The 18011-nt window shown below is 74.2% G+C and carries 17 protein-coding genes; 6 read left to right on the forward strand and 11 right to left on the reverse strand.

Annotated features, from left to right (window positions below; genetic code table 11):
• The first annotated feature begins 25 nt into the window (after positions 1-25).
• The 3 genes from ACBR40_RS04470 to rph all read left to right on the forward strand — a co-directional run bounded on the left by ACBR40_RS04470 (position 26) and on the right by rph (position 4493).
• Positions 26-1174, forward strand: coding sequence for a sensor histidine kinase (locus ACBR40_RS04470; RefSeq protein WP_371247497.1), 1149 nt, complete (start codon positions 26-28; stop codon positions 1172-1174).
• Positions 1171-1836: a response regulator gene (locus tag ACBR40_RS04475; RefSeq protein ID WP_371247498.1), complete on the forward strand. Its 666-nt coding sequence runs from the start codon at positions 1171-1173 to the stop codon at positions 1834-1836. Before ACBR40_RS04470 ends, ACBR40_RS04475 begins: the two co-directional genes overlap by 4 nt.
• Positions 1837-1955: 119 nt before the next feature.
• Complete coding sequence (gene rph, locus ACBR40_RS04480; protein WP_371247499.1) at positions 1956-4493, forward strand: rifamycin-inactivating phosphotransferase; 2538 nt, start codon at positions 1956-1958, stop codon at positions 4491-4493.
• On the opposite strand, the gene ACBR40_RS04485 is transcribed toward rph, so the two are convergent.
• Positions 4472-5419 (reverse strand): LysR family transcriptional regulator, encoded by a 948-nt coding sequence (locus ACBR40_RS04485; protein WP_371247500.1) that lies wholly within the window; start codon positions 5417-5419, stop codon positions 4472-4474. The two genes, rph and ACBR40_RS04485, sit on opposite strands and share 22 nt — an antisense overlap.
• 127 nt (positions 5420-5546) lie before the next feature.
• Here ACBR40_RS04485 and ACBR40_RS04490 point away from each other — a divergent pair, with 127 nt between their 5' ends.
• Positions 5547-6785 (forward strand): MFS transporter, encoded by a 1239-nt coding sequence (locus ACBR40_RS04490; RefSeq protein ID WP_371247501.1) that lies wholly within the window; start codon positions 5547-5549, stop codon positions 6783-6785.
• A gap of 23 nt (positions 6786-6808) precedes the next feature.
• Entirely contained in the window at positions 6809-7423 is a 615-nt protein-coding gene (locus ACBR40_RS04495) for a cysteine hydrolase family protein (RefSeq protein WP_371247502.1), read from the forward strand.
• Here ACBR40_RS04495 and ACBR40_RS04500 read toward each other — a convergent pair.
• From ACBR40_RS04500 to ACBR40_RS04510, 3 genes are read right to left on the reverse strand one after another with little or no spacing between them, the layout of a single operon-like run.
• Positions 7403-9901, reverse strand: coding sequence for an FtsX-like permease family protein (locus tag ACBR40_RS04500; RefSeq protein WP_371247503.1), 2499 nt, complete (start codon positions 9899-9901; stop codon positions 7403-7405). The genes ACBR40_RS04495 and ACBR40_RS04500 overlap by 21 nt on opposite strands.
• Positions 9898-10590, reverse strand: a complete 693-nt coding sequence (locus ACBR40_RS04505) for an ABC transporter ATP-binding protein (protein WP_371247504.1) — start codon at positions 10588-10590, stop codon at positions 9898-9900. Before ACBR40_RS04505 ends, ACBR40_RS04500 begins: the two co-directional genes overlap by 4 nt.
• Positions 10587-11096: a PadR family transcriptional regulator gene (locus tag ACBR40_RS04510; RefSeq protein WP_364457639.1), complete on the reverse strand. Its 510-nt coding sequence runs from the start codon at positions 11094-11096 to the stop codon at positions 10587-10589. The genes ACBR40_RS04505 and ACBR40_RS04510 overlap by 4 nt, the downstream gene beginning before the upstream one ends.
• 82 nt (positions 11097-11178) lie before the next feature.
• Here ACBR40_RS04510 and ACBR40_RS04515 point away from each other — a divergent pair, with 82 nt between their 5' ends.
• Complete coding sequence (locus ACBR40_RS04515; RefSeq protein ID WP_371247505.1) at positions 11179-11691, forward strand: hypothetical protein; 513 nt, start codon at positions 11179-11181, stop codon at positions 11689-11691.
• Between the two features lie 10 nt (positions 11692-11701).
• On the opposite strand, the gene ACBR40_RS04520 is transcribed toward ACBR40_RS04515, so the two are convergent.
• The 7 genes from ACBR40_RS04520 to ACBR40_RS04550 all read right to left on the reverse strand — a co-directional run bounded on the left by ACBR40_RS04520 (position 11702) and on the right by ACBR40_RS04550 (position 17994).
• Positions 11702-12457 (reverse strand): GntR family transcriptional regulator, encoded by a 756-nt coding sequence (locus ACBR40_RS04520; protein ID WP_344215944.1) that lies wholly within the window; start codon positions 12455-12457, stop codon positions 11702-11704.
• A complete protein-coding gene (trpA, locus tag ACBR40_RS04525; protein ID WP_371247506.1) occupies positions 12454-13269 on the reverse strand; it encodes a tryptophan synthase subunit alpha in 816 nt (271 codons plus the stop codon). Before trpA ends, ACBR40_RS04520 begins: the two co-directional genes overlap by 4 nt.
• Positions 13266-14471 carry a tryptophan synthase subunit beta gene (trpB, locus tag ACBR40_RS04530; RefSeq protein ID WP_371247507.1) on the reverse strand — a complete coding sequence of 402 codons (1206 nt, stop codon included), beginning with the start codon at positions 14469-14471 and terminating at the stop codon, positions 13266-13268. Before trpB ends, trpA begins: the two co-directional genes overlap by 4 nt.
• Positions 14472-14556: 85 nt before the next feature.
• Complete coding sequence (locus ACBR40_RS04535; protein WP_344215940.1) at positions 14557-15147, reverse strand: DUF1707 domain-containing protein; 591 nt, start codon at positions 15145-15147, stop codon at positions 14557-14559.
• A 63-nt stretch (positions 15148-15210) separates the two neighbouring features.
• A complete protein-coding gene (locus ACBR40_RS04540) occupies positions 15211-15843 on the reverse strand; it encodes a TetR/AcrR family transcriptional regulator (protein WP_344215938.1) in 633 nt (210 codons plus the stop codon).
• A gap of 42 nt (positions 15844-15885) precedes the next feature.
• A complete protein-coding gene (locus ACBR40_RS04545; protein ID WP_371247508.1) occupies positions 15886-16617 on the reverse strand; it encodes a hemerythrin domain-containing protein in 732 nt (243 codons plus the stop codon).
• Between the two features lie 111 nt (positions 16618-16728).
• Entirely contained in the window at positions 16729-17994 is a 1266-nt protein-coding gene (locus ACBR40_RS04550) for an APC family permease (RefSeq protein WP_371247509.1), read from the reverse strand.
• Positions 17995-18011: the final 17 nt, after the last annotated feature.

An 18011-nucleotide genomic window follows, 5' to 3' on the forward strand; every position in this document is an offset into this window, starting at 1 on the left:
CCCTTCGCCGAGAAAGAGCCTCCGCATGGCCGAGTCGTCCCCCCGACGTGAACCCGCGCCCGTCCGGCACCTCGCCTGGATCGTCGACATCACGCTCGCCGTCCTCACCCTGGTCTTCTTCGTCGCCGTGGCGCTCGCCACCGGGGTGCGCAGCCCCTGGCACGGCCCGATTCCCCTCGGGCTGTTCCTCGGCGGGCTCCTGCTGGTCAGACGCCGCTGGCCGATGACCGTGCTGCTGCTGTCGATCGGCGGGATCTTCGTCTATCACCTCGCCGTGCACTGGTCGCCCGCCGGCTGGATCTGGCCGGCCGCGGTCGCCTACTTCACCGCGGCCACCACGTCACGGGTGCGCTGGGTGCCCGTCATCGGGCTGGCCCAGCTGGTCTACTCGGCGGTCGACGCCCGCCGGATCTTGGACATCAACGTGACCCATTACGTGGTCCACGTGGCGGGGGAAGGACTGCTCCTGGCGATCCTCATCGGCGCGGGCGTCACCTACGCCGCCGCGACCCGCTGGCGCGGGCGGCTGCGCGAGACCGACAGCCGCGCGCACGCGGCCGAGGAACGGCTGCGCGTCTCGCACGAGGTGCACGACGTCATCGCCCACACGCTGGCCGTCGTCGGCGTGCAGCTCAACGTCGCCGCCGACGCCCTGGAGGACGACCCGGCAGCGGCCGCCGCCGCGCTGCGCGTGGCCAAGGACGTCAGGAACCGGGCGATGGCCGACCTGCGCTCCCTCGTCACGATCCTGCGTGACGATGCCGGCGACACCGCGCCCCAGGCGGATCTGGCCTCCTTGGACACCCTCGTCGCCGACGCCCGCGCCGCCGGTCTCGAGGTGACCCTGGACGAGCACGGCGAGCGCGCGGCCGTCCCCGCCATCACCGCCATCGCCGTCCACCGCGTCGTACAGGAATCCCTCGCCAACACGCTCAAGCACGCGGGGGCGCGCAGGGCCGGGGTGACGATCGGCTACCAGCCCCGCTCGATCACCGTCGAGATCACCGACGACGGCCGCAGCGTCCCGGGCGGCGCCGACGTCGCCGAAGGTCACGGTCTGGCCGGCATGCGCGAGCGGGTGAGCGCGCTCGGGGGCACGCTCACCGCGGGGCCCCTCCCCGGCGGCGGCTTCGCCGTGCGGGCCGACATCCCTGTGGCAGGCTCGACGGCATGACGATCAAGGTGCTCCTCGCCGACGACCAGGCACTCGTACGGGCCGGCTTCCGCAGCCTGCTGGCCCGCTCCCGGGACATCACGGTCGTCGGCGAAGCCCAGGACGGCGACGAAGCCGTACGGCTGGCCGCGAGCACCCGCCCCGACGTCGTCCTCATGGACATCCGCATGCCGGGCACCGACGGGATCGCCGCCACCCGCCGCATCGTCACCGGCCCGGCCGCTCCGGGGTGTCGCGTCATCATCCTGACCACGTTCGACACCGACGAACACGTCTTCGCCGCCCTACGGGCCGGAGCCAGCGGCTTCCTCACCAAAGAGGTCGAACCCGCCGAGCTCCGCCGGGCGGTCGCCGCCGTCGCCGGCGGGGACGCGCTCCTGTCGCCGGGCGTGACCCGGCGCGTCATCGAGCAGTTCGCCCACCGGCAGGACCTCACGCCCGGCGCCGGGCAACGGCTGGCCGCCCTCACCTCACGGGAGCTGGAGACGGTCGGGCTCGTGGCGCTCGGACTCTCCAACCACGAGATCGCCGAGCGCCTCTCCATCAGCCCGCTGACCGCCAAGACCCACATCACCAGGGCCATCGCCAAGCTGGACGTGCGCGACAGGGTCCAACTGGTCATCCTGGCCTACGAGAGCGGCCTGATCAGGCCCGGCGCGTGACATCCGCGCGGCTCGTTCCACTTTCACTCTATAGCAGATCTTCGCCCCTCATGAGAAGTCAAAAAGTGCTCCATACTTGCCCGTTGCGTACCGACCCGACGAACGATGGAGCGAACGAAGTGGGCTACGTGCTGGGTTTCGCGCAGATCGACTCGACCAACCTCGCGGACGTCGGCGGCAAGGGGGTGGGCCTCGGCGAGCTCTCGCGGATCGACGGCGTCCGCGTGCCGGACGGCTTCTGCGTCACGACGGACGCCTTCCGCCGGGTGGTGGCCGCCGCGCCGTCGTTCGGCGACCGGCTCGACCGGCTGTCCCGCGTGGATCCGGACGACCGCGAGGCGATCCGCGCCCTGAGCGCCGAGATCCGCGGCGTCATCGAGGACGTCACCGTGCCGGACGACCTCGTGGCGGCGATCGGTGACGCGCTCGACGGGCTCGGGGCGCAGGCCGCGTACGCGGTGCGCTCCAGCGCCACGGCCGAGGACCTGCCGGGCGCATCCTTCGCCGGGCAGCAGGACTCCTTCCTCGACGTCGTGGGCCTGACGGAGATCGTCCGGCAGGTCCGGCGGTGCTGGGCGTCGCTGTTCACCGAGCGGGCGGTCACCTACCGGCGGCGCAACGGCTTCGACGACCGCAAGGTGCTGATGGCCGTGGTCGTCCAGCGGATGGTGCACCCGGACGCGGCCGGGGTGCTGTTCACGGCGGATCCCGTGACCTCCAACCGGAAGGTCGCCACGGTGCAGGCCGTCCAGGGGCTCGGCGAGGCGCTCGTCTCCGGCCGGGTCACCGGCGACGTCTACGCGGTGCGCGACGACCAGGTCCGCGCCACGGCGCTCGCCGCCGAGACGCGGCCGATCCTGACGGACGCCCAGGTCGTGGCCCTGGCCCGGCTGGGCCGGCGGATCGAGGCGCACTTCGGCCGCCCCCAGGACATCGAGTGGTGCCTGACCGGCGACGACGTCCACGTCGTCCAGAGCCGGCCGATCACCACGCTGTTCCCCGTCCCGGAGGCCGGCGACGAGGAGAACCACGTCTACGTCTCCGTCGGTCATCAGCAGATGATGACCGACGCGATGAAGCCGCTGGGGCTGTCGGTGTGGCAGCTCACGACGCCACGGCCGATGTACGAGGCCGGGGGGCGGCTGTTCGTCGACGTGGCCGCCCAGCTGGCGACGCCCCGGGGCCGGGAGGGGCTGTTCGCGACCTTGGGCAAGGACGACCCGTGGATGCGGGACGCCCTGCGGACCGTCATCGACCGCGGCGACTTCATCCCCTCGCGCCCTGACGACCCGGCCGCCGCCGCGCCGCCGGTCCCGCCCGCCCCGGCCGAGCCCGATCCGGCCGTCGTCGCCGAGCTGATCGAGGCCGACCAGGAGCACCTCGCCACCCTGCGGCGCACGATCGCGACGCTGTCCGGGCCCGAGCTGCTGGACTTCGTCCTGGCCGACCTCGCCGAGCTGCGGCGCGGCCTGTTCAGCCCGCGCAGCTACCAGGCGATCATGGCGGGCATGGAGGCGTCCTGGTGGCTCAACGACCACCTGGAGACGTGGCTGGGGGAGAAGAACGCCGCCGACGTGCTCACCCAGTCGGTCCCGCACAACGTCACCTCCGAGATGGGGCTGGCGCTCCTCGACGTCGCCGACGCCGTCCGGCCGCACGCCGAGGTCGTGGCCCACCTGCGCCGCGTCGCCGACGAAGGCCGTGAGGGCCCGGACTTCCTGGACGAGCTGGCCGGACTGCCCGGCGGGCGCGAGGCGCGCGACGCCATCCTGGGCTTCCTCGACGAGTACGGCATGCGCTGCGCGGGCGAGATCGACATCACCCGGACGCGCTGGAGCGAGAACCCCGCCATGCTCGTGCCCACCATCCTCGGCAACGTCAGGAACTTCGAACCGGGCGCCGGCCGGCGGCACTTCGAGCAGGGACTGCAGGAGTCGCGGCGCAAGGAGCAGGACGTGCTGACGCGGCTGCGCGACCTGCCCGACGGGGAGCGCAAGGCGGAGGAGACCAAGCGGATGATCGATCGCGTCCGCGCCTTCACCGGCTACCGCGAATACCCCAAGTACGGCATGATCAGCCGCTACTTCGCGTACAAGCAGGCGTTGCTGCGCGAGGCCGACCGGCTCGTCTCGTCCGGTGTGCTGCGCGAGCGGGACGACGTGTTCTTCCTGCGATTCGAGGAGCTGCGGGAGGTCGTGCGCACCGGTGAGGCGGACGCCGGGCTCGTCGCGGAGCGGCGAATGGCGTTCCGGTCGTACGAGACGCTCACCCCGCCCCGGGTCTTCACCTCGGAAGGCGAGGTCGTCACGGGCCGCTACCGGCGGGACGACGTCCCGCCCGGCGCGCTGCCCGGCCTGCCCGCCTCGGCCGGGACCGTCGAGGGCCGGGCCAGGGTCGTCACGGACATGGCGCGGGCGGACCTGGAGGCGGGCGACATCCTGGTCACCGCCTACACCGACCCGAGCTGGACCCCGTTGTTCGTGGCCGCCGCCGGGCTGGTGACGGAGGTGGGCGGCCCCATGACGCACGGGGCGGTGATCGCCCGCGAGTACGGCCTGCCGGCCGTCGTCGGCGTCGAACGGGCCACCGGGCTCATCAGGGACGGGCAGCGGATCCGGCTCAACGGCACCGACGGCTACGTGGAGGTCCTCGACTGATCGGCCGCCCACTCAGGCACCCAGGTCCCGGCCGCGCCGTGGTTGGCCGCGGCGGCGAGATGGTCGCGGAGGGTGGCCAGCGCGGGGTGGGGGTTGTCGCGGTGCCACAGGAGCGAGTGCGGGTAGACCGGCACGGGATCGGTCACCGGGATGCGGCGCAGCCCGTGACCGGCGGGCCAGACGAGCCGGGTGTGCCCGCCCATGAACGTGGCCAGCGCCGGGGTGTCGGCGATCGTGTCGAGCAGCACGTCGGAGCCGAAGTTGGGGCCGGTCGCCTCGATGGTGAGGCCGAACGCGGCGACCAGGTCGTCGTAGTAGGCGGCCCACTCGGTGCCGGGAGCGAGACCGGGCATCCAGATGCGGTGCCCGGCGAGCCGGGCCAGAGGCACCGAGCGGGCGGAGGCCAGCGCGTGCGCGGGCCCGGTGAGGAGTTCGAGCGGCTCGTCGAGCACCCGTACGGACGCGAGGTCCTCCGGGAGCGGCCGGCCGGGCGCGTTCACGGCGCGGAAGGACGCGTCGATCGTGCCGGACCGGAGGGCGGCGACGGCCGCGTCGATGTCGTGCAGCATCACCACGCCGAGCTCGATCTCGGGGTGGGCCTGGTGGAAGGCGCGCATCAGGCCCGACTGCGCGCTGCGCGAGGTGATCACGTCGACGCGCAGCGGCCGGCTGCCGGTCCGCACCGACCCGGCCGCGCGCTCGGCGACCCGCAGCAGCTCGCGGGCGTGGGGCAGGAACGCCTGCCCGTCGATGGTGAGCACGGCGCCGCGCGGCGTCCGGGTGAACAGCCGGACGCCGAGGTCGCGTTCCAGAGCGGCGACGCGCTTGGAGACGGCCTGCTGGGTGATCGCCAGCTCGGCGGCGGCCTCCTGGAACTGGCCCGCGTCGGCGGCGGCGACGAAGGTCCGTACGGTGTCGAGATCCACGCCGACACCCTAGCGGTACAACCGCCGGTTGTGGATGAGCCGATCCGAGTTGTTTGATCCCCTGCTCCGTCGCACGCTTTGATGCTCCTCGATCACGGATCGGTTGTGGCGACGAGGAGCGTGGAGCATGCGGAGCGGGCATCGGCTGGGGCGGGACTTCGGGTGGCTCTGGGCAGCGTACGGGACCAGCGCCCTCGGCACCTGGCTGGCCTTCGGCGCGTTCCCGCTGATCGCCGTCCAGGTGCTGCACGCGGGGCCGGCGGAGGTCGCCGCGCTGTCCGCCGCCGGGGCGGCCGTGGGCGCGGCCGTGGCGGTGCCGCTCGGCCCGTGGGTGGAGTTCCGGCACAAACGGCCGGTGCTGATCGGGATGGACCTGGCGCGGTTCGCGGCGCTGCTCACGATCCCGGCCGCGTACGCGCTCGGCGTCCTCACCTTCGCCCAGCTCCTGCTGGTCTCGGTCGTGTCCGCGGCAGCCGACATCACCTTCCGCGCCGCGTCCGGCGCGTACCTGAAGACGCTGCTGCCGGCCGGGGACCTGCTCGTCGCCAACGCCCGCTTCGAGTCCACGTCCTGGACGACCACGATCGTCGGGCCGCCGCTCGGCGGCGCGGCGATCGGGCTGCTCGGCCCGGTGGCGACGGTGCTGGCCGACGCGGTCAGCTACCTGCTGTCGGCCCTCGGCATCCGCGCGATCGGCGGCCGTGAGCCGAGCCCCGAGCCGCGGCCGGCCGCGCGCCTGCGGGCCGGGGACCTGCTCGACGGCTGGCGGCACATCCTCGCCGACGCCACGCTGCGGCCGCTGTTCTTCAACACCGCCCTGTTCAACGGCCTGGTGATGGCCATCGACGCGCTGCTCGCCGTCCTGATGCTCGGCGAGCTCGGGTTCGCGCCGTGGCAGTACGGCCTCGCCTTCGCCGTGCCCGCGATCGGCGGGCTGTTCGGCGCGCGGCTGGCCCGGCCGCTCGTCGCCCGGTTCGGGCAGCACCGGGTGCTGGTCGCGTCCGGTGTGCTGCGCGCGCTCTGGCCCGCCGGCCTCGCCTTCGTGGGGCCGGGCACCGGGGGACTGGTCCTGGTCATGGCCGTCGAGCTGGGGCTCATCTTCTGCTGCGGGGTCTTCAACCCCGTCCAGGCCACCTGCCGTCTCGAACGCACCCCGTCCGGCCGGGTCACCCGCACGCTGTCGGCCTGGACGGTGACGACCCGGGCCTCGACCGCGCTCCTGACCGCCGTCTGGGGGGTGCTGGGCGGACTGCTCGGCCCCCGTCCGGCCATCGCCCTGGCCGGCGTGCTGCTGCTGGCGACCCCGCTGCTGCTTCCCCGGCGCGCCGCCGCGCCCTCGCTCGACCCGGCCTCCCACCTGGCCTGACCCCATCCGACAAGGAGAAGACGATGACCGTCCCGCCGCTGGACCCCCGCACGACCGCCCTGCTCGTCCTGGACTACCAGGAGGCGACCCTGGCCGCGCTCCCCGACCCGGCCGAGCCGCTGGCGCGGGTGGCCGGCGCCGTCGCCGAGCTGCGCGCGCACGGCGCGGCCATCGCCTACGTACGTGTCGGCTTCACCGAGGCCGACTGGGCGGCGATCCCGCCGGCCAACGAGACCTTCGCCTTCCTCGGCCGGCAGCGCCTCCTGCACCATGCCGATCCCGCCACGGCCGTACACCACCGGCTCGCTCCCGAGCCCGGCGACATCGTCGTGCGCAAGACCCGCGTCGGCGCCCTGTCCACGACCGACCTGGACCGGCGGCTGCGGGAGCGCGGGATCACCACCCTCGTCGTCGCGGGCGTCACCACCAGCGGCGTCGTGCTGTCCACCGTCACCGACGCCGCCGACCGCGACTACCGCCTCTACGTCCTCTCCGACGCCGTCGCCGACCCGGACCGGGACGTCCACCGGGCCCTGATGACCGGGGTCTTCCCGCGGCTGGCCCACGTCATCGACACGGCCGGCCTGCGCGCGCTCCTGCCCGGGGGCGGCGCCGGGTCACTGGAGCCGGCGGGTTAGGGGCAGCCTGGTCCTGGTGATCAGCGCCGCGGCCGTCGCCAGGACGGGCGGCCCGGCCACCACGGCGATCACGAACGGCCACGGCACGGCGATCGTGGCGGGATCGCCGGCTCCGTGCGTCGTCATCGGCCGGCTCAGCGCCACGCCCGTCACCGTCCCCGCGGCCAGCCCCATCAGGGCGCCGAGCCCGGAGACGTAGAGCGCCTGACCGGCCACCACCAGCCGCAACGTCGCCGGTGGCGCGCCGATGGCCAGCATCGTCGCCCGCTCGGGCCGCATGTCGGCCGCCGCCAGACCGGTGGCGGCCAGCGTGCCGCCGACGGCGAGCACGACGGCGCCCACGAGCCAGCCCAGCAAGCTGGGATCGGGCAGGTTGCGGTAGCCCTCCTCGGAGGCGACCGTGACCCGGCCGGTCACCTTGGCGAGATCGCCTCCCAGCGTGGAGTCGGCCGGTGGCCGGTACATCGCGTAGAGCTGCCGTTCGGCCGTGGTGAACCCCGCCTGCTCGACGAGGGCGCGCGGCAGCAGGGCGCCGCCCTGGTGCTCGTCGGCCGGTACGGCGACCACCGCCGGCACGTCGAGCCTGCGTGGGGGGCCGGACGTGGAGGCGGCCCGCAGCGTCAGCTTGCCGTCGCGCACCGCGGCCGGGTCGAACACCACGGCCTTGCCGCTCGCCAGCGCCTCGGCCGCCCGCGGGTCGTCCCGCCCCTGAAGGAGCCGGAGCAGGGTCCGGTCACCGATGGCCACCGTGCGACGGGTACGGATGCCGTTCCACTTCACGGTGTAGCGCAGCGCGTAGCGGCGGCCCTGGGTGTCCAGCGCCTGGTAGCCGGAGGCCAGCGGCACTCCGGGCAGCAGCCGGGCCGCCTCCGCGCGCAGCCTGCCCCAGGTGGCGTCGCTCATGGTGCCGCCCCAGATCGCGAGCGTGCCGGTCGGGCGCGCCGAGGTGTAGGCGTTGCGCCGGTCCATGTACTCGCTCTGCACGCCGATGCCCATGGCGACCGCCGTGGCCGTGACCGCCATGACGGCCGCCACGGCGCTCGTCGTACGGGAGCGGTGGCGGACCGCGTCGCGGACGGCCACCCGCAGCGGGAGCCGCAGCCGCGTGGCCGCCCGTCCGGTGAAGCGGACCAGCCAGGGGGTCAGCACCAGCAGCCCGATCATGATCAGCACCGCGGCGGCCCACACCCACACCGGCTCCGACTGGCGGCGCGCCACGAAGGTCGCCCCCAGCCCGGCCAGCACCAGCACGACCCCGGCCAGCGGCCGTCCCGGCCCGTCGGCGGCGGCGGGCGGGCGGGAGGCCAGCACGCTCGCGGTGTCCTGCCGGGCCGCCTGGACGGCGGGCACCAGCGCCGCCGTGATCCCGGAGATCAGGCCCAGCGCGGCCACGGCCAGCACCGCCGGCCACGGCACGTCCACCGGGCCGACCGTCCCTTCCGTCCAGCGCGCCACGAGCGGGGCGCCGAGCGCGCCGGCCCCGACGCCGAGCGCCGTCGCCACGACTGTGGCCGCACCGCCGAGGACCAGCCCGTCGGCCAGCACGATCGTCCGCAGGTGGGCGGCGGAGCCGCCCTGCGCCGCGATCTCGGCGAGCTCCCGCCGCCGTCGCCTCAGCCCGACGGCGAAGGCCGGACCGGCCAGCAGCACGGTCTCCAGCACCAACATGATCACCATGACGCCGAGCCCGGCCGTTCCCGCGGCGTTCATGGGGCTGGGACGGACCGGAGCGCGCGCGTCCAAGGTCATGGCGGGGGAGGTGACGTACAGGTCGGCCGCGTTCAGCGCGGGGACGTCGTCCCAGGTCACCGGTTTCGGAGTGTCGGCCAGCCAGCCGGAGCCGTGCTCGCGCGGCGACCAGAACCGCTGCACCTCCACGGGCGCGATGTCAGGGCCCACGACCTGCCGGAGCGAGGGCTCGTGCGGGTGCTCCACCACGCCCACCACGGTCAGCGGGGCCGCGCCGGGCGGCCGCAGGACCTCGCCGGGCCGCAGGCCGGACGCGGGGGTCGCGACGACCTCCCCGGCCCCGGGCAGTCTGCCCTCGGCCAGCGTCAGCATCCCCTTGGTGAGGGGGTCGCGCAGGTCGATCCGCAGCGCGTCGATCCGCTCGGCCCCGCGCCGGAACACGCCGGTGGTGAAGGGGACCAGCCGGGTGCCGGGCCCGAGCAGGGCCGCCACCTCGGACGGGCTGCGCCGGGCGGTGGACGCTCTGCCGTCGCCCGAGCTCCAGCTCGTCCCTGTCGGGCTCTGGCGGAGGTTCCCGTCAGGGGGCGCCTGCAGGACGCGGGCGTCGGCCGCGCCGAACTCGGCCGTCAGCCCCTCACGGGCGGAGACGTTCATGGTCTCGACGACGGTGAACAGCGTCGTGATCACCAGCACCGGCAGGCCGATCATCACCATGATGAGCGCGCTGCGCCCCCGCGAACGCCACGCGCTCCTGCGGGAGATGCGCAGCGCGGCCTGCAGGGCGCTCATCGGGCGCTCGCCGGGGGCGTGTCCGTGGTGTCGGCGATCATCCCGTCGCGCAGGAACACCACCCGGTCGGCCCAGGCGGCGTAGCGCGGCTCGTGGGTGACCAGCAGGACCGCCGCGCCCGCGTCGGAGCGGGCGCGTAATATCCGCAGGATCTCGTCGCCGGTGCGGGTGTCGAGCGCGCCGGTCGGCTCGTCGGCCAGCAGCAGGCGCCGCTCGCCGACGAGGGCGCGGGCGATCGCGACCCGCTGGCGCTGCCCGCCGGACAGCTCCTCGGGGAAGCGGTCGGCCAGGTCCGCGCTGTCGATCTCCGCCAGCACGGCCAGGGCCTCCTGCCTGGCCCGGCCCGAGCGCACGCCGTCGAGCTCGCGCGGCAGCATCACGTTCTCGGCCGCGGTCAGCGACGTGATCAGGTTGAGGTCCTGGAAGACGTAGCCGACGCTGCGCCGCCGCAGCGCCGCCAGATCGCGTACGGCCGCCAGATCCCGCTCGCCGACGTGCACCGTGCCGGAGGTGGGCCGGTCGAGCCCGCCCGCGAGGTTGAGCAGGGTCGACTTGCCGGACCCGGACGGGCCCATGACCGCGACCAGCTCGCCCACGTCCACCTCCAGGCTCACGCCTTTGAGCGCGTGCACGGCCGTGGCTCCCTGGCCGTGGACCCTGGTCACCCCGGCCAGCCGTACGTACGTCATCTCTCCTCCTTCAGAACGGCCTCGCAGTGGTCCAGCCACCGTTGCTCGGCCTCGGCCTGGAAGATCATGGAGTCGATCACGAGCCGCTGGGCGGCGCCGTCCGTGGCCGCGCGCTTGGCCGTGGTCAGCTGCTGGAGGGCGCGCATGGTCGCCGTCCGCTGCTTGTGGATGACCTCGGCGACGTCCGCCCGGCCGGCCGCGACGGCCATGGCCAGTTTGATGACCAGCTCGTCGCGCGGCCGGTCGGACTGGACGACCGGGGTGCCGAACCACCGCGCCAGCTCCTCCCGGCCGGCCGCGGTGATCGTGTAGGCGACCCGGCCCTGTTCGTCCGACTCGCCCGGCTCGACCAGGCCGTCACGCTCCAGCCGGGACAGCGTCGTGTAGACCTGGCCGATGTTGAGCGGCCAGGTCGCCCCTGTGGACGCCTCGAATTCGACCCGCAACTGGTAGCCGTGGCGGGGTCCCGTGCTGAGCAGAGCGAGCAGCCCGTGTCTGATCGACATGAATACTCAGTATGCATACGCGGTATGCCCTGAGCAAGATTACTCTCTGTCATTCATAATTGCTCTGAGTAATCTCGGCCTCATGACGAACCCGATTCACGGCCTGACCGTGCTGCTCACCGCCGCCGCAGCCCTCACCGCCGCCCCGCCGGCCGCCTTCGCCGCCTCGCAGAGCCCTCCCCGCGGCTGCGCCAGTAAGGAGGTCGCCTCCGGCGACTACTCCGCCAGGGTCACCATCTGCCTCACCGAGGCGTGGAAGACCCATGTCTTCGGCGAGCGCACCCTGGAGCCGACCGACACCGTCACCCTGGAGTGCCGGCACGGCGTGGTCCTGTGGTCCAACACCGACTGCTCGATGAGCTCGAAGCTGTCGCTGCTGAAGGACGGCGTCAACGCCTGGACCGAGCCGCGCAGCAACAGGGTCCACATCGCCCGCTCCGGCAACACCAGCACCTACACCGACTACTACGCCTGCCGTGGGCCCGGCGCGTACGAACTCCGCTTCGAAGGCGCGACGGTCCACGTCACGACGCATTCCAGCAGCGCGAGCCTGACCGTCCCGGCCTTCTCCGTGAAGGCGCGCGGCTGCGTCTGACGCCGGGCGCTCAGCTCGTGGCGCCCCAAGTGAGGGACAGGCCGGTGGCGGCGCGCTCGGTGCGGATCTCCATCATGCTGCCGAGGATGGTGGCGTGGTCGGACACCACGGGCGTGGCGTCGAGCGCGTACGTGATCCGCGTGCTGACGAGCACAGGGCCGCCCGGCGCCTCGTGCAGGTGCCGGGCGGCGGCCGCGTCGAGCAGCCCCGGCCGGACCACCTCCGACGCCCGGGCGACCGCCACCCCCGCGTCGGCGAGCGCCGTGTAGAGGGAGACGGCCGTGAAGTCGCGGTCGCGGATCGCGTCGGCCACCGGCCGGCGGACCCAGGACACCTGGTGCACGGCGGGCCGCCCGGCGAACTCGCGGACCCGCTCCAGCCGCAGGGCGCTGTCGCCCGGACGCAGCCGCAGCTCGGCGGCGATCCCGGCGGGGGCCCTGCGCACGGCCCGCCCGATCACCTCGGTGCGCACGTCATGGCCCTGCCCGCGCAGGTCGTCGGCCAGGCTGCGGAGCGAGTCGAGCTGGTAGGCCAGGTGGGGCGGGGCGACGAAGGTGCCCTTGCCGGGCCGCTGGACGATCAGCCGCTCGTCGCTGAGCTCGCGCAGCGCGTGGCGCAGGGTCATGAGGGTCACCCCGTAGGAGGCGCTCAGCTCCCGTTGCGGCGGCAGCGCCTCCCCTGGGGCGTAATGTCCCGACCGGATCTTCGTGGCGAGGTCGGCGGCGATGGCGCGGTATCTCGCCTCGTGCCCGGCGTCGGGGGTCATCGTGGTCGGTCACACTCCTGGTCGAGGGCTTGCCGCAGGGTCATGAGGAAGGACTGCAGGTCGTCCGGTCCGGCCCCGTCGAGCACCCGTCGCATGACCGCGGCGCCGACCACGACGCCGTCGGCGTGCCGGCGGGCCTCGCGTGCCTGGTCCGGGGTGGAGATGCCGAATCCTAGCAAGACCGGCAGGCCGGTGACGTGCCTGATCCGTCCGGTGAGCTCCGCCGCCGAGGCGGCGAGCGCGGTCCGCTCGCCGGTGGTGCCCATCACCGACACCGCGTACACGAATCCGCGGCTGTGGCGGGCGATCTCCGCCAGCCGCTCCCGCGGCGTGGACGGCGAGGCCAGCAGGGCCGGCTCGATCCCGGTGGCGGCGGCGACGTCCGTCAGCTCGTCGGCCTCGTGCACCGGCAGGTCGGGCACGATCAGGCCGCTCACCCCGGCCTGGCGCAGCGCCTCGCAGAAGGCCCGGGGCCCGTCGTGCAGCACCAGGTTGTAGTAGGTGCTGACGACGAGCGGCACGCCCAGATCCGGCAGCCCGGACAGGTCGGCGAGGATCCGGCGGGTGCTCGCCCCCCGGTCGAGCGCCGCCTGGCTGGCCTGCTGGATGGTGACGCCGTCCAGCGTGGGATCGGAGAAGGGCAGGCCGACCTCGATCGCGTCCGCCCCGGCGGCGGCGAACGCCCGCAGGTAGCCGGTCCAGCCGGGCGTGATCCCGGCGGTGACGTACGGCATGAGCAGGCCGCGACCGGCGTCCCGGCGGGCGCGCAGGTGGCGTTCGACCGCGCCGGCGGTCAGGGCGGAGTTCGTCACAGCAGCTCCTTCAGCGTCGAGACGTCCTTGTCGCCCCGGCCGGACAACGTCATGAGCACCGTCGCCCCCGCGGCCAGCTCTCCGCCGCCGGCCGCGCGGATCACCCAGGCGAGGGCGTGGGCCGATTCGAGCGCGGGGACGATGCCCTCGGTGCGCGCCAGCCGTACGGCCGCGGCGATCGCCTCGTCGTCGGTCACCGTCACGTAGCGGGCCCGGCCGAGGTCGCGCAGGTGGGCGTGCTCCGGGCCGACGCCCGGGTAGTCGAGCCCGGCGGCCACGGAGTGCGCCTCGACGATCTGCCCGTCGTCGTCCTGCAGGAACAGCGAGCGGGAGCCGTGCAGGACGCCGAGCCGGCCGCGGGCCGCCCCCGCTCCGCCCTCGGCCTCGACGCCGACCAGCCGTGCCGGGGTGTCGGCGAACCCGGCGAACGTGCCGGCCGCGTTGGAGCCGCCGCCGACGCACGCGACCACGTGGTCCGGCACGCCGGTCCGCAGCTCGGCGGCGCACTGCGCGCGGGCCTCGTCGCCGATGACCCGCTGGAACTCCCTGACCAGCCACGGGTACGGATCCGGCCCGACGACCGAGCCGATGCAGTAGTGGGAGTCGGCGGTCGCGCCCACCCAGTGCCGCATGGCCTCGCTGGTGGCGTCCTTGAGCGTGCGGCTGCCCGTGGTCACCGGGACGACCTCGGCGCCGAGCATGCGCATGCGGAAGACGTTCAGCGCCTGCCGCTCGATGTCGCGCTCGCCCATGAAGACCGTGGCCTCCAGCCCGAGCAGCGCGGCGGCGGTCGCGGTGGCCACGCCGTGCTGGCCCGCGCCGGTCTCGGCGATCAGCCTGCGCCGTCCCATCCGGGTGGCCAGCAGGGCCTGGCCCAGCACGTTGTTGATCTTGTGGGATCCGGTGTGGGTGAGGTCCTCGCGCTTGAGGTAGAGCTCCACGCCCAGCGCCTCCGACAGCCGGCGGGCCGGCGTGAGCGGGGTCGGCCGCCCGGCGTGCACGGCGAGCAGCCGCGCCAGGGCGCCGCGGAACCCCGGATCGGCCCACGCCTCCCGGAACGCCTCGTCCACCTCGCGGCAGGCCTCCACGAGGGATTCCGGGGCGTACCGTCCGCCGTACTCGCCGAACCGGCCCCGCGTCAGGGGCTCGCCCATCGTCCCGGCCGGCGTGGCCGGCTCGCGCCAGGGCAGCACGTTTCGCATGCCATACTCCCGTCGTTATAGAACTCTCGACAGAGTTCTATAACAGTGAGTGTGACATGGACGGCGCGGGCCCGCCACTGCCGCCTCAGTCGTGGGACGGTCCCGGCGCCGGCTTGGTCTTCGTGCCGACGCCGCCGAACAGCGCGAGGCCGCTGATGACGACCCTCGGCGCCCCCCGCCTGGCGCGGACCGCGCTCCTGTCGAACGCGCCGAACAGCCCGAACCCCTTGACCTCGACCTCCACGTCGTCGGGCACGATCACCTCCGTGTACCCCCACAGGGCGAAGGCGCGCACCCGGATCTCCTGGCTCGCGAAGCGGGCGTCGCGCAGGTCGATCTCGCCGCCGCCGAACATCGAGAACGACGTGAACGCGCGCGGCGCGACCCAGCGGCCCTTGCGGCTGAACCAGCCGAACACGCTGAAGGCGAAACGGGAGCCGGGCTCCTCCGCCACCACCAGCGAGTCGGCGCGCGTCGGCTCGGGCAGGCCGCGGCCCGCGTGCGCGAGCTCGCCACGGGTCCGGGCCCCGTAGATCTCGCTCAGCCGCTGGTCCAGCTCGGCCAGCTCGATCCGGCCCGCGGCGGCGGCGTCCTGGAGCCGCCGGGCCGCCCGCTCACGCTCCTCGTCGGAGGGGCGGGTCTGGCGGTCGGGGAAGGGGGTGACGTGCTCGGCCATGCTCTCGGTCCTGTCTGCGGAATCAGCGGGCAGGACCATCTTATTCTCCAACTGGAGAACAAGTCAGCCGGACTCCTCCGCCCCGGACTCCTCCACCATGTGGGCGCCCATCATCCGCGCGAGCTGGACGCGGAACTCCGCCGCGTGCGCCGGGTCGTCGGGGTCGTGACCCAGGCCCGCCAGCCACGACCGGCCGCCGATGGCGAAGCCGTACGCGGCCGAGAGCCCGATCAGCACCACCGCCTCGATCCGCGCCCTGCCCGGCACGGGCCGGCCCCCGAGCGCGTCCCTGATCCCGGCCTCCATCGTGTCGACCAGCTCCACCAGCGCCGGCCGTGTGGCGCCCCGGTAGTCGGCGTGCATCTCCGCCCAGACGAACAGGCGCAGGTAGCGCTCGTCCGCCAGCGTGTCGAAGACCACGTCCATGATGTCCGCCGCCAGCGGCACGCCGCCCTCGGCGCGGATGCGCTCGCGCACCCGCGCCTCGATGCGGTCGTTCTCGACGCGCAGCACCTCCCTGACCAGGGCGGCATAGCTGCCGAAATAGTGGGACACAAGCCCGTGGGCGACCCCGGCGGCCTCGGCGATCTGCCGCAGGCTCACGTTGTCCGGGCCCCGCTGCCTGATCAACTCGGCCGCCGCCGCCAGCAGCTCGGCGCGTGACTCCGCAGGGTCGCGCCTGCGTCTCGGTGCCATGACCGGCAGTTTAGGCCGCGCGGCAGGGCCGTCCCGTCTGGGTCACCGGCGGGGGGTGAACTGGTTCAGGTCGTAGATGCCGAGCGTCTTCTCGATGTCGGCGACCTGTCCGACGACGCCGGTGAAGCCGGCCGGGCCGAAGCGGCGGTGCTCCTCGTCCTCGAAGGTCTCGGCCAGCTCGCTGAACTCCTTGGGCGGGATGACCTCGCGCATGGCGGGGAAGACCACGGTGTCCTCGCGGGCCTCGTGGGGCTCGTACATGCGGACGAAGGCCGCCAGGTCGGCGGCGAGGTCGCGACGGGCCCGCTGGGGGACGGCTCTGGCGGTGACGTCCAGGATGCGGCCGGTCAGCACGCGGCCGCGCTGGTGCTGCCGGACCAGGACGGGGACGGTGTCGGTCAGCTTGCCCGCCTTGACCAGGCGCGGGAAGACGTAGCGTTCTTCGAGCTCCTCGTGGTACTCCTCGATGAACGTACGGATGATGCCGGCCCCGGCGTGCAGGGGCCGGATCGGCACCGGCTCGCCCGCGCCGATCCGCCGGATGCCCTCACGGTAGATCAGCAGGACGCGTTTGAGCACGCCGTGCTCGCGCATGAGGTCTTCCGGCGGCGTGACCGGCACCTCTTGCGCGGCCTGTTTCCCGAGGGTGGCGGGGGTGGAGGTGGCGCACGCGGCCGGCACCACCGCGCCGCAGGCCAGGGCGACGGGCAGGCCGAGCACGTTGCGGCGGCGCACGTCCGGTGCCGCGCGGTCGTCCCGTGCTTCGTCGCTCATCATCCGTCCCCGATCCCCCGCCTGTCCGCGTCGCCTCAGATGCCTGCCCGGTCGCCGGTGATCCGACCCGGCAGCGGAGGTAATGCTTCCCTCTGGCCGGGCGCGGTCGCTTCACGCCGAGCGCGCGGTGATCGCCCGGCGCAGGCCGTACGCGGCCGCGCCGGCGGCCAGCACCGCGGCCCCGGCGATCACCGAGGAGAGCGGCAGCGCGAAGGCCAGGACCAGGCAGCCGGCCAGGCCGACCGCGGGGATGGGCCGCGCCGGGCGGCCCTCGGCGCGGGTGAGGGTCCACGCGCTCGCGTTGGCGACGGCGTAGTAGACCAGCACGCCGAAGGAGGAGAAGCCGATCGCGCCGCGCAGGTCCGCCGTGGCGGCCAGGACCGCGACGACCGCGCCGACGGCCAGCTCGGCGCGGTGCGGGACCTTGAAGCGGGGGTGGACGGCGGCCAGCGCGTGCGGCAGGTGCCGGTCGCGGGCCATGGCCAGCGTGGTACGCGACACGCCCAGGATCAGCGCCAGCAGCGAACCGGTCGCGGCCACCGCGGCTCCCGCGCCGACCACCGGCGCGAGAGCGGGCAGCCCGGCCCCGCGGACGGCCTCGGCCAGCGGGGCGGTCGCCACGCCCAGGCCGGCGCCGCCCAGCACGGACAGGACCGCCACCGCGACTCCCACGTAGACCACGAGGGTCAGGCCGAGCGCGAGCGGGACGGCCCGGGGGATGGTCCGGGCCGGGTCACGCACCTCCTCGCCCAGCGTGGCGATGCGGGCGTAGCCGGCGAAGGCGAAGAACAGCAGACCCGCCGCCTCCAGGACCCCGCCGACGCCGGCGTCCGAGGTCACGTCGAGGCGGGCGGCGTCCGCGGCGCCGGAGGCCAGGCAGGCCAGCACGACGGCGGCCAGCACGGCCACCACCACGACGACGATCCCCCTGGTCAGCCAGACGGTCTTGCGCATCCCCGCGTAGTTGACCGCGGTGAGCGCCACCACGGCGGCCACCGCGACCGCGTGCGCGTGCTCCGGCCACAGGTAGGCGCCAACGGTCAGCGCCATCGCCGCGCACGAGGCGGTCTTGCCGACCACGAAACCCCATCCGGCCAGGTAGCCCCAGAAGTCCCCGAGGCGCTCGCGCCCGTAGACGTAGGTGCCGCCGGAGGTGGGATAGCGGGCGGCCAGCCGGGCCGAGGAGGTGGCGTTGCAGTAGGCGACCAGCGCGGCCAGCGCCAGCCCGAGCAGCAGCCCCGAGCCGGCCGCCCGCGCCGCCGGAGCGAACGCGGCGAAGACCCCGGCGCCGATCATGGAGCCCAGCCCGATGACGACGGCGTCGGTCAGGCCGAGGCGCCGCTCCAACCGGTCCTGCCCGGCGGACGTGCCCGCCACGGTGACCTCCCGTTTCC

Source organism: Nonomuraea sp. AD125B, assembly GCF_041402765.1.
Classification (GTDB): Bacteria; Actinomycetota; Actinomycetes; order Streptosporangiales; family Streptosporangiaceae; genus Nonomuraea; species Nonomuraea bangladeshensis.

What these genes read in the sequence shown, in the direction of transcription:
- ACBR40_RS04495 (WP_371247502.1), top strand. Translation starts at nt 6,809, where the DNA reads ATGACCGTCCCGCCGCTGGACCCCCGCACGACCGCCCTGCTCGTCCTG.
- trpB (WP_371247507.1), bottom strand. Translation starts at nt 14,471, where the DNA reads ATGCGAAACGTGCTGCCCTGGCGCGAGCCGGCCACGCCGGCCGGGACG.
- ACBR40_RS04490 (WP_371247501.1), top strand. Translation starts at nt 5,547, where the DNA reads ATGCGGAGCGGGCATCGGCTGGGGCGGGACTTCGGGTGGCTCTGGGCA.
- ACBR40_RS04520 (WP_344215944.1), bottom strand. Translation starts at nt 12,457, where the DNA reads ATGACCCCCGACGCCGGGCACGAGGCGAGATACCGCGCCATCGCCGCC.
- ACBR40_RS04535 (WP_344215940.1), bottom strand. Translation starts at nt 15,147, where the DNA reads ATGGCCGAGCACGTCACCCCCTTCCCCGACCGCCAGACCCGCCCCTCC.
- ACBR40_RS04545 (WP_371247508.1), bottom strand. Translation starts at nt 16,617, where the DNA reads ATGAGCGACGAAGCACGGGACGACCGCGCGGCACCGGACGTGCGCCGC.
- ACBR40_RS04500 (WP_371247503.1), bottom strand. Translation starts at nt 9,901, where the DNA reads ATGAGCGCCCTGCAGGCCGCGCTGCGCATCTCCCGCAGGAGCGCGTGG.
- ACBR40_RS04475 (WP_371247498.1), top strand. Translation starts at nt 1,171, where the DNA reads ATGACGATCAAGGTGCTCCTCGCCGACGACCAGGCACTCGTACGGGCC.
- ACBR40_RS04505 (WP_371247504.1), bottom strand. Translation starts at nt 10,590, where the DNA reads ATGACGTACGTACGGCTGGCCGGGGTGACCAGGGTCCACGGCCAGGGA.
- ACBR40_RS04510 (WP_364457639.1), bottom strand. Translation starts at nt 11,096, where the DNA reads ATGTCGATCAGACACGGGCTGCTCGCTCTGCTCAGCACGGGACCCCGC.
- ACBR40_RS04540 (WP_344215938.1), bottom strand. Translation starts at nt 15,843, where the DNA reads ATGGCACCGAGACGCAGGCGCGACCCTGCGGAGTCACGCGCCGAGCTG.
- ACBR40_RS04470 (WP_371247497.1), top strand. Translation starts at nt 26, where the DNA reads ATGGCCGAGTCGTCCCCCCGACGTGAACCCGCGCCCGTCCGGCACCTC.
- ACBR40_RS04515 (WP_371247505.1), top strand. Translation starts at nt 11,179, where the DNA reads ATGACGAACCCGATTCACGGCCTGACCGTGCTGCTCACCGCCGCCGCA.